12 protein-coding genes and 1 pseudogene are annotated in these 14,275 nt (G+C 72.0%); 6 read left to right on the forward strand and 7 right to left on the reverse strand.

From position 1 onward, the window contains the following. Nucleotides 1-178 precede the first annotated feature (178 nt). Both ACFV7Q_RS35395 and ACFV7Q_RS35400 read left to right on the forward strand, forming a co-directional pair. Entirely contained in the window at nucleotides 179-2,419 is a 2,241-nt protein-coding gene (locus ACFV7Q_RS35395) for a DUF4139 domain-containing protein (protein ID WP_385435031.1), read from the forward strand. 8 nt (nucleotides 2,420-2,427) lie between these two features. Beyond that, complete coding sequence (locus tag ACFV7Q_RS35400) at nucleotides 2,428-3,990, forward strand: mucoidy inhibitor MuiA family protein (protein ID WP_385435032.1); 1,563 nt, start codon at nucleotides 2,428-2,430, stop codon at nucleotides 3,988-3,990. Nucleotides 3,991-4,086: 96 nt separating this feature from the next. Here the strand turns inward: ACFV7Q_RS35400 and ACFV7Q_RS35405 are convergent, their stop codons facing one another. Then, nucleotides 4,087-4,812 (reverse strand): SDR family NAD(P)-dependent oxidoreductase, encoded by a 726-nt coding sequence (locus tag ACFV7Q_RS35405; RefSeq protein ID WP_385435033.1) that lies wholly within the window; start codon nucleotides 4,810-4,812, stop codon nucleotides 4,087-4,089. A 301-nt stretch (nucleotides 4,813-5,113) separates the two neighbouring features. Between ACFV7Q_RS35405 and ACFV7Q_RS35410 the strand changes: the two genes are divergently transcribed. Next, the gene (locus ACFV7Q_RS35410) at nucleotides 5,114-5,398 is read left to right on the forward strand and encodes a hypothetical protein (protein ID WP_385435034.1); all 285 of its coding nucleotides are present in this window, start codon (nucleotides 5,114-5,116) and stop codon (nucleotides 5,396-5,398) included. 60 nt (nucleotides 5,399-5,458) lie between these two features. Here ACFV7Q_RS35410 and ACFV7Q_RS35415 read toward each other — a convergent pair whose 3' ends face one another. Next, nucleotides 5,459-6,466 carry a glutathione S-transferase family protein gene (locus tag ACFV7Q_RS35415; protein WP_385435035.1) on the reverse strand — a complete coding sequence of 336 codons (1,008 nt, stop codon included), beginning with the start codon at nucleotides 6,464-6,466 and terminating at the stop codon, nucleotides 5,459-5,461. A gap of 139 nt (nucleotides 6,467-6,605) precedes the next feature. On the opposite strand from ACFV7Q_RS35415, the gene ACFV7Q_RS35420 reads away from it, so the two are divergent. After that, nucleotides 6,606-7,211: a TIGR03086 family metal-binding protein gene (locus ACFV7Q_RS35420; RefSeq protein WP_385435036.1), complete on the forward strand. Its 606-nt coding sequence runs from the start codon at nucleotides 6,606-6,608 to the stop codon at nucleotides 7,209-7,211. A gap of 102 nt (nucleotides 7,212-7,313) precedes the next feature. Here ACFV7Q_RS35420 and ACFV7Q_RS35425 read toward each other — a convergent pair whose 3' ends face one another. The 3 genes from ACFV7Q_RS35425 to ACFV7Q_RS35435 all read right to left on the reverse strand — a co-directional run bounded on the left by ACFV7Q_RS35425 (nucleotide 7,314) and on the right by ACFV7Q_RS35435 (nucleotide 9,823). Beyond that, a complete protein-coding gene (locus ACFV7Q_RS35425) occupies nucleotides 7,314-8,819 on the reverse strand; it encodes an SDR family NAD(P)-dependent oxidoreductase (RefSeq protein WP_385435037.1) in 1,506 nt (501 codons plus the stop codon). Nucleotides 8,820-9,048: 229 nt separating this feature from the next. Further along, complete coding sequence (locus ACFV7Q_RS35430) at nucleotides 9,049-9,378, reverse strand: hypothetical protein (protein ID WP_385435038.1); 330 nt, start codon at nucleotides 9,376-9,378, stop codon at nucleotides 9,049-9,051. A 193-nt stretch (nucleotides 9,379-9,571) separates the two neighbouring features. Next, nucleotides 9,572-9,823: a type II toxin-antitoxin system RelE/ParE family toxin gene (locus ACFV7Q_RS35435; protein WP_385435039.1), complete on the reverse strand. Its 252-nt coding sequence runs from the start codon at nucleotides 9,821-9,823 to the stop codon at nucleotides 9,572-9,574. 568 nt (nucleotides 9,824-10,391) lie between these two features. Between ACFV7Q_RS35435 and ACFV7Q_RS35440 the strand changes: the two genes are divergently transcribed. After that, entirely contained in the window at nucleotides 10,392-11,090 is a 699-nt protein-coding gene (locus tag ACFV7Q_RS35440; RefSeq protein ID WP_385435040.1) for an N-acetylmuramoyl-L-alanine amidase, read from the forward strand. 16 nt (nucleotides 11,091-11,106) lie between these two features. On the opposite strand, the gene ACFV7Q_RS35445 is transcribed toward ACFV7Q_RS35440, so the two are convergent. Both ACFV7Q_RS35445 and ACFV7Q_RS35450 read right to left on the reverse strand, forming a co-directional pair. Then, on the reverse strand, nucleotides 11,107-12,579 hold the full coding sequence (locus ACFV7Q_RS35445) for a M1 family metallopeptidase (RefSeq protein ID WP_385435041.1): 1,473 nt from the start codon (nucleotides 12,577-12,579) through the stop codon (nucleotides 11,107-11,109). A gap of 490 nt (nucleotides 12,580-13,069) precedes the next feature. Then, complete coding sequence (locus ACFV7Q_RS35450) at nucleotides 13,070-13,378, reverse strand: hypothetical protein (RefSeq protein ID WP_385435042.1); 309 nt, start codon at nucleotides 13,376-13,378, stop codon at nucleotides 13,070-13,072. 602 nt (nucleotides 13,379-13,980) lie between these two features. Between ACFV7Q_RS35450 and ACFV7Q_RS35455 the strand changes: the two are divergent. Further along, nucleotides 13,981-14,275 (forward strand): annotated as a pseudogene (locus ACFV7Q_RS35455) (hypothetical protein); the annotation flags it as partial.

Raw genomic sequence — 14,275 nt, forward strand, 5'->3', positions numbered from 1 at the left:
ACCCCGGCCTCCCCGACCCTCCCGGGCGACGACTCCACCCCCTCCTGGGATACGACCGTGCAGGCGGGCCGCGCACGGAGCCGGCCGGAGGTTATCCACAGGGCGCGGCATGTGAGGTGAGCCGGTGCCTCTTTCTGCGTACGCTTCCACCAGAACGGACGTGGTGGGGGCGAGGCACATGCAGACGAAGGCAGCAGCACGCACGTGGGGGTCGACCCTCGATTCGGTGGTGGTGTACGCGCAGGGTGCGCTCTGCCGCCGCCTGGCCCGAGGAAGCGTGCCGCCCGGCGGCAAGGTCCGGGTGGCAGGACTGCCGCGGTCGCTGGACCCCGGCTCGCTGCGGGCCCGAGTCCTGACGGCCCCGGGAGTGCGGGTCACCGGGGCCAGGGTGGTGGTCGAGGCCGGCGCGCCCGGCGTGGGAACACCCGACGGATTGCGCCGCGAGGTCGAACGGCTGACCGACGAGTGCGCGGCGGCTCAGGCCCGCCGGGACCGGCAGCTCGGCCTGATCGAGGAAGTCAGCGGGCTCAAGCCGGTCCCGCCCGCCCGCAGGAAGGACGACCCGCACCGCCGCACTCCGGTCGACGCGTGGCTGGACCTCGCCGACTTCGTCGACGAGCGGTTGACGCGGCTGCACTCCCGCCTCGCCGAGCTGGAGCGGACCCTGAGCACCGTCGAGCACGAGCTCGACGTCGCCACCGACCGACTCGCCCGAGCCTCGACCGACGCGCCGCCGGCCCACGTGGAGACCACGGTGTGCGCGGTCCTCACGCTCGACCGCACCCGGGACACCCGAGGGGTCCCGAGCTCCGACGACGTCCGGGTGGCCGGGACGCGAGCGGACGCAGAGCGGGAGGGGGAGCCGGAGCCGGAGGCGGATCTGGCGCTGGAGGTGGAACTGGAGTACACGGTGCCGGGCGCGGTGTGGGTGCCGACCTACCGGCTCACCTGTCAGCAGGGCGACACCGACGGCCGTCTCCTGATGCGCGCCTCGGTCGCCCAGCGCACCGGCGAGGACTGGTCCGGTGTACGCGTCGCCCTGGCCACCGCCGACCTCCGGCGTGGCAATGACCTGCCCGTGCTCCGTTCGATCCGTCTCGGCCGGCGCCAGCACGCCCCCGCGCCGTCCGGCTGGCGCGAGCCCCCGGCCGGACTGGCCGACCTGTTCTCCGGATACGACGCGGCCGGCTCCCGCCCCGCCGTTCGACCGGCGTCGGCGGTCGCCGCAGGCGGAGCCGCCGGTCTCCCGGGCGGTGCCGTGGCGGGCGGTGCCGTGGCGGGCGGTCCCGTGCCGCGCCCCGCACCCGCCCCTGCCGCCGCGCCGGCCGGATCCGCCGCGCCGCCGCCCGTACTCCCGCCGTCGGCCCCGTCGGCCCCGTCGGCCCCGGCCCCGCCGCCCCCGGCACCGCAGGGCTACGCCGGTGGAGGTCCCGGCCTCGCGCCGCGGGCTCCCTCGGGGCCGCCCCGCGGCAGGGCACGTTCCGGCGGTGCCTCCTTCGCGGGGGCACCCGGCCCGGCCGCGCCGGCCGCAGCTCCCGCCGGTGCCCCGCTGTCTCCTCCGCCCCCGCCTCCGGTGGTCGGGCCGCCACGCCCGAGCGGCACCGAGCTCGACTACGCCTCCCTCGTCCTGACCGGCCCCGACGAGCCCGGCGCGCGCAGGGGCCGACTGTTCCCCGGTGCCCCGTCCGACCTGGTGGCCCAGGAGTTCCGCCGCCGCGCCGAAGCGGTGGCCTCGCTGCCGCTGCCGGGCCACGCGGTGCGGCCCCGCGAGTCGGCGGGCTCCTTCGACCACCGGTTCGACGCCGCCGCACGCACCGACATCCCGTCTGACGGGACGTGGCACACGATCACCGTCACGGAGATCCCCGTCGGGCTGCGCACCGAGTACCTCGCGGTGCCGTCCGTGGAGCAGACCGTGTACGCGACGCTGGTGCTGTCCAACGCCACCGACCAAGCGCTGTTGGCCGGCCCGGTGGAGGTCACCGTCGACGGCGCGTTCCTGCTGACGGCCGCCCTGCCCACGCTCGCACCCGGGGCGGTCCGCAGGGTCGGGCTCGGCCCCGCCGAAGGCATCCGGGTCGTCCGCCGCACACATCTGAACGAGTCGACATCGGGCCTGCGCAACAACACCACCGTGCTCGACCACCGCGTCCACGTCGAGCTGGCCAACGGGCTCGCCCGGCCCGTCACCGTCGAGGTCCGCGAGCGGATACCCGTCACCTCCGAGCCGGACGTCCGGATCGAGGAACGGGCCGACTGGACGGCGCCCGAGGTGGGCACCGGGCCCGAGAACCACACCCCCGGCACCCGCCTCTGGCGGCTCGACCTGCCCGCAGGCGCCACCGCCGCCCTCGAAGGCGGCTACGAGATCCGCATCCCGACCGGCAAAGCCCTGGTCGGCGGCAACCGCAGGAGCTGACACCCGCCATGACCACGGCCCCGAAGTCGATAGCCCTCCCCGTCACCGCCGTCACCTGCCTGGAGGACCGCGCGCACGTCGAACGGTCCGTCGTCCTCGACCTGGAGGCCGGCGTCCAGCGGCTGCGCCTCGGCCCGGTCAGCGCGCTCGCCGTCGACCGGACCGTCCATGCCGGCCTGACCGCCGACTTCTCCGCGACCGTGCTCGACGCCCGGATCGTCCGCACCTGGACGCCCCGCGGGCCGCTGCCGTCCGCCGAGGACGACTCCGCCCTCCGCCTGCGCGTGCACGAACTGGAGGAGGAACAGCAGGTCCTCGAACGACGACGGGACCGGCTGCGCGCCCGCCTCGACGTGCTCGGCCGCCTCGCCACGGACCTGCTGCGGGAGATCTCCGAAGGCGCCGGCACGGGCGAGACCGACCGGACCCGCTGGACCGCCGAACTGGACCGGGTGGACGACGAACGAGACACGTACGGGGAGCAACTCCGCACCGTCCAGGCCCGCCTCACCGCGCTCGGCTCCGAACTGGACACCACCCTGCGGGCCGTGCACTTCGCCGAGGAGGAGCCCGCCGAGCTGGTCGGCCACATCGACCTGACCGTGCAGACCCAGACCGCCGGCCCGGCGGAACTGCGCCTGACACACCTCACCCCGTGCGCACTGTGGCGGCCCGCCTACCGGGCCGTGCTCGACGGGGATTCCCTGACGCTGGAGACCGACGCGATGGTCTGGCAGCGCACCGGCGAGGACTGGTCCGACGTACGACTGACGCTGTCCACCGCCCGCTCGGCACTGACCACCACCCCGCCGCAGCTGGGCGAGGACAGGCTCACCCTCACCGACCGCTCCGCGGCTGAGCGCCGCACGGTCGACATCGAGCTGCGCGAGGAGGAGATCGGGGCCCTCGGCCCGACCCCGGTACTGGGCCTGCCCGGCATCGACGACGGCGGCGAGACCCGCGTACTGGCCGCGCCCGCGGCCGTCTCGGTGGCCGGCGACGGAAGGGCCCACCGCGTGCCGCTCTCCGCCTTCACGACGGGCACGACCAGCGAGTACGTCTGCTCACCCGAGATGACCTCCTTGGTCACCCAAGTGGTGCGGTTCGACAACCTCTCCGGTCACGCCCTGCTTTCCGGCCCGGTGGACCTGGTCCGCGGCAGCGGCTTCAGCGGCCGGGGCACGCTGGACATGACCGCGCCAGGCGCACCCGTCGAGCTCGCCTTCGGCAGCCGTGACGACCACGCGGTGGTCCGGCGCACCGAGGAAACCAGGGACACCACCGGAATCCTGCAGAAGACCGTGATCACCCGCACCGTGGAGGTACACCTGTCCCGCTTCTCGGCACCCGACGAACAGGGCGACCAGGTGGTGGTCCTCCGCGAACGGATACCGGTCTCCGAGGTCTCGGCCGTGGAGGTCCGACTGCGCAAGGACGCCTGCTCCCCGGCCCCCGACGCCGTCGACTCCGAGGGCATCGTCAGCTGGAACGTCCCCCTCCGGCCCGGCGGCCGCAGGACGGTCACCCTGGTGTACGAGCTGTCGGCGAGCGCCAAGGTCACCGGGCTCTGAGCACGCCGATGCCGCCCGCTACGCCCCGCACCGCCCGCCACGGGCCCCTCGGCGGGAACGGCCCGTCGGGAACCGGCGCCGCGGGGCTGCGAGCGGTTAGAACACGGTGTCCGTCTCTTCGGCCAGCGTTCGCACGAGACGGTCCTGGAACGCCTCGTCGTGGACGGCCTGGTGCGGCTCCAGCAACTGGCCGTGGTACCAGTACCCGCCGGTGAACAGGGCGCGGGCGTCGTTGCTGGAGGCGAGCCACTCCTGCGTCCGGTGGCCGAGCTCCAGATCGTCCGGTGCGTCGGGGCCGCCCATCTTGGTCGGCACCCAGCCGGGATCCACGGCGTTGCTCAGGACTCCGGGGCGCAGGCGGGCCACGGCAGCCGCGAGCGTCGTGACGAACAGCTTGCTGTCGGAGTAGGAGCCGGGCTTCTCGCCCCGCCAGTCGACCCCGGAGAGGGAGGGACGTCCGCTGAGGTGTGCGCCGCTACTGACGTACACCGCGCGGCGTGGCCCCCGCAGCAGGGCCGTGAGCAGGTACGGTGCGACGATGTTGACCGGCATGACGGCCGGCCCGCTCCACACGCCGGCGTTGTGGATGACCGCGTCGAGCGGCTTTCCCTCGTTCAACTCGGCGGCGACACGCACCACCGCGTTGCGTTCCGTGAAGTCGCCGACGACGAGGTCCGCGCCGCGCTCGACCAGCCCGTCGAGGGCGGCGGCGCGTTCTCGGTTCCGGGCGTGCACCACGACGTGGTGCCCCGCGGACAGCAGCGAGTCCGCCGCAGCGCGTCCCAGACCGTCCGCGGAACCGGTCACCAGGATTCGACTCACGATCACACCTGTCCTCTCAGCGGCCCGCCCCGGCCCCCTCAGGAGTGTCCACACTCCGACGGTACGGCCTGCAGGCCAAGAGGGTCGTATGGCCAGCAGCACACCCGTGGCGCGTGACGCGCTGCCCGCATGCGCAGCTGTTGCGGGGCAGCCGGGCTCTTCCACGGCCGGCACGAAGGCGCCGTTCGGATCACGGAGGCGGCCCTTGGCGGTGAAAGCCGGACGGCTCGCGATCGTGGTGGCTGGCGCGGGGGTAGGTCGTCCCGGCAACGACCGCCCCGCAGCCATCGAGGAGCCCACCATGTACGCAGCAGTCCGGCGGTACGAAGGCGTGACCGATCCCGCGGAGGCGGCACGCATCGTGCGCGAGGGGTTTGTGCCGCTCATGCGTCAGGTCCCCGGCTTCGTGGCCTACTACTGGGTCGATGCCGGGAACGGAGTGATGGTCTCGACCAGCGTCTTCGAGGACCCGGCCGGTGCCGAGGAGTCGATCGCGACGGCGCGGGACTTCGTGCGGGACAACCTCGCGCCGCTGCTCCCGAACCCTCCTCAGGTCGTGGCCGGGGAGGTGGTGGCCGCCGCATAGTGGCCGGAGCGCGCTCTGGTGCGGCCCGGGGCGTCGGTTGCCCTGCCCCCGGCACCGACTTCAGGGGAGGGGGGTGTGCCCGGCCGGAACCGCTTCCCCGGGAGCGACCGGTCCGGGCGGGGTGCCGTCGCCGAAGGGCCGGCCGCCCAGGACGGCGCGGCCGTGCGGCGCGAGCCAGACCGCCGGGTCGGGGCCGGCAGGCACGATCCCCGTGGGGTTGATGTCGGTGTGGACCAGGTAGTAGTGCCGCTTGATGTGGTCGAAGTCGACGGTGTCACCGAAGCCGGGCGTCTGGAACAGGTCCCGCGCGTACGCCCAGAGCACCGGCATCTCCGTCAGCTTCTGCCGGTTGCACTTGAAGTGGCCGTGGTAGACCGGATCGAAGCGTACGAGCGGGGTGAACAGCCGGACGTCGGCCTCGGTGATGGTGTCGCCGACGAGGTAGCGGCTCCGTTCCAGCCGGGCGGACAGCCAGTCGAGGCGGGCGAACAGCCGCGCGTACGCATCGGCGTACGCCTCTTGGCTGCCGGCGAAACCGGCCTCGTAGACCGCGTTGTTGACGTCCCGGTAGACGACGTCGTTCACACTGTCGATGTGCGCCCGCAGCGCACCCGGGTAGAGCGAGGGCGCCCCGGGGCGGTGGTACGGCAGCCACTCCAGCGACATGTCGAGCGTGATCTGCGGGAAGTCGTTCGTCACCACCTTCCCGCTCGGGACGTCCACGACCGCCGGGACGGTGATGCCCCGGTCGTACCCCGGCTCCCGCGCGAGATAGGCCTCCTGTAGCCGCTCGATGCCGAGCACCGGGTCGCGTCCGCCGGGATCGAGGCCGAAGCTCCAGCTGCGTTCGTCGTGCACGGGGGCGGCTACGGCCATCGGCAGGGCCCGCTCCAGCCCGAGGAGCCGCCGCACGATCACCGCCCGGCTCGCCCAGGGACAGGCCCGGCTGACCACCAGCCGGTAGCGGTCGGGCGCCACGGGGTAGCCGTCCCGCCCGTCGGCGGTGATCCGGGTGGTGACGTACCGGGTGTCACGGTCGTACCTCTTGCCGCGGCTCACGTAGCTCACGTGCGGCGCCTACCCGCAAACGGCCCGGCAACCCGTACCGCGGAGCTCCCGCCCCCACGGGGCCCGGCCCGTGGTGCGATGAGCACGGACCTCTCCGCCGGTCTATCCTGCAAGTCCCTCGTCCCGGATGGAGCTGCAGATGACCGGTACGACGACTCTCGACCTACGGCCACAAGCCCGGACCGTGGCCCGACTCGTGGCGGGAGTCCCGGACGACCGGCTCGCCGACCCGACGCCCTGCCCGGAGTACGCGGTCAGAGACCTGCTGAGCCACATCGCACACCTCGCCGTCGCCTTCCGCGACGCAGCCCGCAAGGACCTGGGGCCGACGACCGACGTGGCCCCCGACGCGGCAGCCGTGCCCGCCCTGCCCGACCGCTGGCGCGAGGAACTGCCCCGGGTCCTCAGCGAAATGGCCGAAGCCTGGACGGACCCGGCCGCCTGGACCGGCATGACCCGTGCGGGCGGCGTGGACCTTCCCGGCGACGTCGCGGGTGCCGTGGCCGTCGACGAACTGGTGATCCACGGCTGGGACCTCGCCCGGGCCATCGGCCATGAGTACGTCCCGGACGCGGCCGCGCTGCGCGCCGCGCATGCATTCGTGCTGGAGGTTGCCGAGGAGGAAGACCGCGGAGGGGGCATCTTCGGAGCCGTCGTGCCCGTACCGGACGACGCTCCGCTGCTGGACCGGGCCATCGGGCTGAGCGGACGGGATCCTGGCTGGACGCCGCCGACGTCGCTATGACGCCGGCGGCCGCGCCGTGACGCCGGCGGCCGCTGCAGCCCGGGCCGCGGCGATCCTTCGGCGACCCGGGCGCCCGTCACCGAACCAGCCCCCCGGAGGGGGTCACCACGCGACGTGCTGGTAGTCCTTCAACAGGACGCCGTGTATGGGTGCGCCCGCTTGTCCTTGGACGATGGGGTGGTAGATGCGGGCCGCGCCGTCGACGATGTCCAGCGGAGGACGCCACCCGGTGGCAGCGTGCCGTTCCCGCGCGGGAAGGGGCTTCTCGTCGGTGACCCAGCCGGTGTCCACGCTGCAGGTGTGGATGCCGCGGGCGGCCAGGTCGGCGGCACTGGTGCGCGTGAGCATGTTCAGGGCGGCCTTGGCCATGTTGGTGTGCGGATGGTCGCTGGTCTTGTTGCGGACGGTGAACTGTCCTTCGACGGCGGAGACGTTGATCAGGTAGCGGTGCGGGTGCGGAGAGGCATCCAGCAGTGGCAGCAGGCGGTCTGCGAGCAGGAACGGCGCGACGGCGTTGACCAGCTGGACTTCCAGCAGTTCGACCGGGTCGACCTGTCCCAACCGCAGGGTCCAGGAGTTGGTGGCGCCCGTTTCGGTGAGCAGGCCCGCCTCGTCGGCGGCGTCGTGAGGCAGCAGGGCGGGCGCCGAGGGGGCGGCCGTCCCTGCGGTGCCGGCCAGGGTGCTGTGCGTCTCGGGCCGGGGGGTGAGTTCCGTCGTCCACGGGAGGGGCGCCGTACGGGGGCCGGGCACGCGGAATCCCGGAGCGGTCCAGGTCTGAGCCGTGGGAAGGGACGTGTGGGCGGTCGTTTCGCCGGCGACCAGTGCGCTGTAGGCCTGGGGGGAGCGGCGCAGGGTCTGAGCCGCGTTGTTGATCAGAATGTCCAGGGGGCGGCCCTGTGAGAGGAGATGGTCGGTGAAGGCCAGGACCTGCCGGGGATCGCGCAGGTCCAGGGCGGCGATCTGCAGCCGGTCCCACCAGTCGGCGGCACCGGGCGCCGAGGCGAAGCGGCGCACCGCGTCGCGGGGGAAACGGGTGGTCACGGTGATCTCGGCCCCGTCCCGCAGGAGCATCAGCGCGGCCTGGTAGCCGATCTTGACGCGTCCGCCGGTCAGCAGCGCACGTCGGCCGGTCAGGTCGGTGCGGGCGGTGCGTCGGGCGAAGTTCTCGTCGGCGCACCGGGGACACAGCCGGTGGTAGAAGTGGTGGACCTGCCGATAGTGGTCCTTGCACACGTAGCAGCGTTGCGGGCGGTTCAGCTGCTTGAGGGGCCCGCCGTGGTCCGGCGCGCTGTCCGGCGACGGCCGCTTCGTACCGGGGCCGGGCCGGAGCCGGATGTACTCCTGGACGGTCAGCCCCTGCTGGGTGGGGTCCTTCGTGGGCAGGGCGGCGTCCATGGTGCGGTCGGGCGCGCCGGTGGCGGTCGCGGCGAGCAGTTTCGCGTCGGCTGCTGCCCGATCCGCGCGTGAGCGAGCACGTCGCCGGTGCCGGCCGTCGCGGACGAGTGCGCCGGCGGCCCGTTCCAGCAGACGGCGTTGAGCATCGTCCACCGGGAGCTGCTGTGCCTGGTGCAGCAGCTCCAGGCACGTCTGTACGAGCTCGCTGCCCATCGGCGTACCTGCGGCGGGAGTCACCGGACCAGCTGCCTGCACCACAACCTCTTTTCGAACAGGTGAGCGTATCAACGCAGGAATGATCGCCATGATGCACGACTGCTCGACATCCGTCACTCACATTTGGATTCCGGTGCGCGCCCGGGGACGGACCCCTTGGCCGGCGTAGGACACCACCCTCGCCGAAACCGCCCACTTCGGTGAACGGGAGCCGGGGCGGACGAGGTCAGTGGTCGTGCCGCGTGCCGTGCTCCAGCCGCCGGGGTCGGCTCGTGCCGGCGGTGTCGTCGAGTAGCACCGGGCTCGTCCGCCCGCCAGGCCCGGCTGCGGTGAACGGGATCCCCAGGCTCTGGCACATGCGGTGGGCGCGGGCCAGGGCGCTGAACGTCATGGGGGAGGGGGCGTGCGTCGGCAGGTGGATCGTGACCTGCCCCGGGTGGTGCGCGTGGACGAGGGCCTCGATCTGGAGGGCGGCCGCGGCCCGGTTGGTGACGTCCAGTTCCTGGGCGATCTTCACGTGTAGGACGTCTTCGGCGATGTGGTGACTGATGACCATGGTCTACCTCCCGCCCACCGGGACCCGGACGGCACCGCCGCAGCAAGGGTGTGCCCGCTACCAGTGTGGCCAGACCACCTGGCGCGGGCGAGCTCAGCGCCCCGACCCGCCCATGGCGGGGCCGGGCCTACGAGCGCCTGCCACTGGCCGCGTTCCACCGGAAGGCGCAGCGAGGGCGCACTGAGTCGGGACTTCAGGCGATGCGGCCGATGTGCCGGAGGACGATGGTCGCGGCGGTGTCGGTCACCTCGTACAGGATCCGGTAGCGGCCCACGTGCATCCGCCGCAGGGCGGAAGAGCCGTAGGCGACGGTGCCGTGCGGCCGCGGCCGGGCGGCGAGCAGGTCCACGGACTGCAGCAGCTGATGCAATCCTTCGGGGTCGTCGGCGAGGAACCGCGTCGCTGTGTCGACGACGGCCTCGTTCCAGAAGATCACATAGGGCATGGCCGCTTCCTCCGCACCGCCACGGCGGGTCTGGTGGGCGCACCGCCGCCAACGCGTGCTCGGCCCGTGGGGTCGAGCACGTCCAGGGCGTCTGTCGGTCCGGCCTCGGCGGGCCGGGCCGGCGGGCCGGCAGCCGGGCGCTGCGCAGGGCCCCTGCCCCGGCCGCGAGGCGGCATGCCTGTCGGCGGGCGGGGATGCCGGATGCCGGATGTCGAACGATCGCGGGGACCGTACGCGGAACAGCAGGCGGGGCCGCGCGGGGAGCAGAATCGGGTTCCCCGGCCGGGTGAAGATCCCGCTCAGCAGCTCAGCTTCCGAAGAAAGGCGGAACGAGGGCGGGGACGGCTGCGCCCGGCCGTGCACACCAAGGCCCCCGAACAGGCGTGGCCGCCGACAATCATCCGGGTGCGGCCGGGGCAGGGAAGCGTGTGCGCCGATTGGTGGGAGATCGTCTTGCTGGGGTGCCGGCACTGATAGAGGATCACATCAAATGTACCGCCTACGTATCGTGACGCTGTGATTTCGCAGCGTGTCGACCCCTGTCTGCTCGAAAACATGAGGAGTGGCCATGGAAGACAGCCCGCTCAGCCGTCGACGGCTGTTGTGGGGGGCCGCCGGCGCGGCGGGTACGGCTCTGACCGCTGCAGGGCTGTCCCGGCTGATGGGGCCCGAGGAGGAGGTGAAGGCTGCGCTGCCGCGCCCCGTGCGCAAGGCTCCGCCGGTCGCCCCTGCCGGGCCGACTACGGCCGTGCGTCAGGAATCCCCGTTGGACTACCCCTCCGCCATCTGGGTCGAGGCCTGCGAGTCCAACTACACTCCCTCCGACCGTCCGGAGTCCTATCCCATCGAATACGTCGTCGTCCACCTGACGACGGACACCTTCCCGATCATGCTCGCCACGTTCAAGGACCCCGCCGAGAGGGTGTCGGCGCACTACGTGATCAGCGCCAACGGCACACGGATCGCCCAGTGCGTGCGGGAGCGGGACGTAGCCTGGCACTCCGGCAACGTCTGGTACAACCACCGGAGCATCGGCATCGAGCACGAGGGCTGGATCGACCAGCCCGTCTACACCGATCAGATGTACGAGGCGTCCGCCGTGCTCACCGCCACGATCTGCGCCAAGTACGACGTGCCGGTCGACCGGGACCACATCCTCGGCCACGTGGAAGTCCCGCTGTCCACTCACGAGGACCCCGGGGACGTGTGGAACTGGGACAAGTACATGAAACTCACCGAGACCGCCCGCCGGCGCATCAAGACCTGACATCACGTCACCTCCCTCACGCGGGCTTGCCGTCGCCGTAGAGCCACGAGTCCCAGATCGAGTCGAGGTCCCGGCCGACCTTTGCCTCCACGTACGCGGTGAAGTCGTTCGTGGAGGCGTGGCCGTGTCGGTGGCGCAGCGCCCAGCCCCGCACGAGGGTGCGGAAGGCCTCGTCCCCCACGGTCCGGCGGATCTTGTGGATCACCATCGCGCCGCGCACGTACACCGGCTGGGCGGAGATGTCCGAGGCGCTCGGCGGCTCGGCGGGCGGGAAGTCCCACTCGTCGTCATCCGCGGCCTTGGCGTGGTTGCGCTCGAAGTGCTCCTGGGCGCTGGCCCCGCCGTGGTCCTCGGTCCACAGCCACTCCGCATACGTGGCGAAACCCTCGTTGAGCCACATGTCCCGCCAGGTCCGAGGGGTGACGGAGTTGCCGAACCACTGGTGGGCCAGTTCGTGCACCACGTTCGTGGTGTGGAAGATGTCGGCCGGGATGGTCGGCCTGGTCTGGGTCTCCAGGGCGTAGGGCACATCGGCCGCCTGGTCCACGATCACCCCGGCGGCGGAGAAGGGGTAGGGACCGAACCTGCCCTCGGCCCATTCCATGATCTCGGGGAACCGGCCCAGGACCGCTCCGTCCTCGTCCACGCCCGCGGTCTTGTCCATCGCCGACACGACGGGGACGCCCGATCGGGTCCTGGAGGTTTTGATGTCGTAGCTGCCGATGGCGACGGTCGCCACGTAGCTGGCCATGGGCTCGGCCTGGTGCCAGTGGTACGTTGCGCGGTCGCCGCTGGTGCGCCGGGCGCGCAACTGCCCGTTGGAGATCGCCTGCACCTCCTTGGGGACCGTGACGGTGATGTCGTACGAGGCCTTGTCCGAGGGGTGGTGGTTGCCGGGGAACCAGGACATCGAGCCCGTCGGCTCGCCGAACGCGACCGCCCCGTTGTCCGTCCTCAACCAGCCTTCGCGCCACCCGTGGGCATGGGTGACCGGTTCCGGTGTGCCCGCGTAGCGCACGACGCTGCGGAAGGTGGCGCCCCTCCTGACGTGATCGAGCGGCTGCAGGGTCAGCTCCTGCCCGTCCCGCCGGGCCTGCGCCCGGAGGCCGTCGACGGTGGCGCTGAGCACCTCCATGCCGAGCAGGTCGAGATTGAAGGCACTGAGGTCCTCGGTGGCCTTCGCTGTGATCTCCGCAGTGCCTTCGAGGCGGCCGGTCCCGGGCTCGTAGGCCAGGGTCAGGGCGTAGTGGGTGACGTCGTAGCCGCCGTTGCCGAGCTCAGGGAAGTACGGGTCACCGGCGCCCGCGGCAGCGGGGCGCCCGCCCCGGAAGACCGTGCCGGTAGCCCCCGGTTGAGCCGTCACCGCGCCGGCAGGAGCACCCGCGCCGGTACGCCCACCGCCGCCACGGCCGTCGGGCCCCGAGCACGCGGGGAGCGCGGCGAGCAAGCCCGCTACCGCGAAGGAGGCCAGACGTCCGGAGGTCTTCACGCAGCCGATCATGCCCCAGCCCCCGGGGACCCGGACCCCGCCACGCCGTGCAATGGCCCCTTCGGCGGGCACGCTCCGGATGCTGCCGCACGGCGGTTGCTCCGACCGAGCGGCATGTGGCCTGCTGCCGGACGGCCAGCGGAGATCGATGCGGCCAGCAGCAGGAGCAGGACTCCAAGACGTCCTTGACCTGGCCGGAAAGGTCGGTGCCGTTCCAGGCATCTGGAACGGCACCTGTGAAGGGCTGCATCGCCGGTTGATGGTGTGTGCCGGCCCGTTGCATGCGCCGGCGGGCCGGAGGGGCCGGCGACGCAGCGCCGCACGAGCTGGTGCGCCTGATCTGACTGCCGGGCGGGTTCACCGCGGACCAGCCCGACCAGGGGCTCGCGGAAGGCTCACCCGGCGCAGGGGTGGTCTACTGCCCGAGTACGCCGGTCATGGCGTGGGTGGGCTCGGGGTGGGGACTTCGCTGGGCCGAGCTGCCTCGGTCTCAGTGCTTGGGGGCAGTGCTCACGAGGTCGTCCGGGACGGTGCTCGACTGGGTCGAGTCCACCGTGGCGGCGTTCTCGTTGGTGCTGCCCTCGCCGGTGCTGCAGATCTGCTGGATCACGTTGGTCTGAGTGACGTCGCCGAAGACCGCGATGGTCACGTCCACGTCCACGTCCGGGATGTCGGCGAGGCTGGCCGTATTGCTGTTGGAATTGGTGGCCGTGGCGGTCTGTGAGCACAGGGTGGGGTCGGTCTTGGGCGCGTCGGCGGTGGCGACTCCCGCCCCGGCCAGGCCGAGGGCTCCGATCATGGCAACCGTGAGAGCAGCATTGCGAAGCGTGTGCATCTGATCCTCGTTTCCGCCTGAGTCTGTTCGGTGATGACCGAAACGTTACAGTCGTGCACTGTATGTGATGATCTCCGGCTTTGTGCATTAACACGCCGCCCCATCCGCGGCAACTGCCCGACACCCACTCGGGGCGCTCCACTGACCCGCGTCACGCCGGTGGCCGGGTGCCGGGGCCCTTTTGCCGGGCCGCCCGTCTGTCCGTCCATCGGCCTTCACCTGCACCGCGGGCGCCGCGGTGATGCGCGGCAACGGCCATGGCCCCCGGCGGAGCGGCGGCCTGTGTGTGGCGTCGGAGGGTGGCTCGTCCGTCGTCCGTCAGCGGGGTCGTGCGCCGGGGGAGGAGCGCCCGGAAGCCGGCGACCCTGCAGGCCTCGGCGCCCGGATAGTACTTCTCGTTTCGAGCCCGTCAAGCCCCGAATGTCCGCAGCTTTTCCGGCTTCCCGGGGCGGGGGCAATCTGGTTTCAGGTAATCGCCGAGTCGCCGCATCGAGACGGTGTAAGAGGTAAGTGGGAATTCCGCTTGCTGGACTCGAAATGTTGAATTCCACTCAAGGAGAAATGCAATGACTGTCAAGATTCGCACCCGCATCCCCGGTATCGTCGCCGCTTCTTTCGTGGCTGCTGTGGTCGCCGGAGCGGCCGGAGCAACCGGCGCTCAAGCAGCTCCTCAGACGGCGAGGATTGCACCGGGCGTGGTTCAGGACGTCGGTGATGACGTCAACCAGGCGAACGTCAATCAGGGTGGCGGTGATGCCAATCAGGCGAATGTGAACCAGGGTGATGGCGATGCCAATCAGGCGAACGTGAACCAGGGTGATGGCGATGCCAATCAGGCGAACGTCAACCAGGGAGATGGCA

This window comes from Streptomyces sp. NPDC059851, assembly GCF_042732005.1.
Classification (GTDB): Bacteria; Actinomycetota; Actinomycetes; order Streptomycetales; family Streptomycetaceae; genus Streptomyces.

Bases quoted from the DNA above. Each gene is read 5' to 3' on its own strand.
- ACFV7Q_RS35395 (WP_385435031.1), top strand. From the start codon at position 179: ATGCAGACGAAGGCAGCAGCACGCACGTGGGGGTCGACCCTCGATTCG.
- ACFV7Q_RS35400 (WP_385435032.1), top strand. From the start codon at position 2,428: ATGACCACGGCCCCGAAGTCGATAGCCCTCCCCGTCACCGCCGTCACC.
- ACFV7Q_RS35410 (WP_385435034.1), top strand. From the start codon at position 5,114: ATGTACGCAGCAGTCCGGCGGTACGAAGGCGTGACCGATCCCGCGGAG.
- ACFV7Q_RS35420 (WP_385435036.1), top strand. From the start codon at position 6,606: ATGACCGGTACGACGACTCTCGACCTACGGCCACAAGCCCGGACCGTG.
- ACFV7Q_RS35425 (WP_385435037.1), bottom strand. From the start codon at position 8,819: ATGGGCAGCGAGCTCGTACAGACGTGCCTGGAGCTGCTGCACCAGGCA.
- ACFV7Q_RS35430 (WP_385435038.1), bottom strand. From the start codon at position 9,378: ATGGTCATCAGTCACCACATCGCCGAAGACGTCCTACACGTGAAGATC.
- ACFV7Q_RS35435 (WP_385435039.1), bottom strand. From the start codon at position 9,823: ATGCCCTATGTGATCTTCTGGAACGAGGCCGTCGTCGACACAGCGACG.
- ACFV7Q_RS35440 (WP_385435040.1), top strand. From the start codon at position 10,392: ATGGAAGACAGCCCGCTCAGCCGTCGACGGCTGTTGTGGGGGGCCGCC.
- ACFV7Q_RS35450 (WP_385435042.1), bottom strand. From the start codon at position 13,378: ATGATCGGAGCCCTCGGCCTGGCCGGGGCGGGAGTCGCCACCGCCGAC.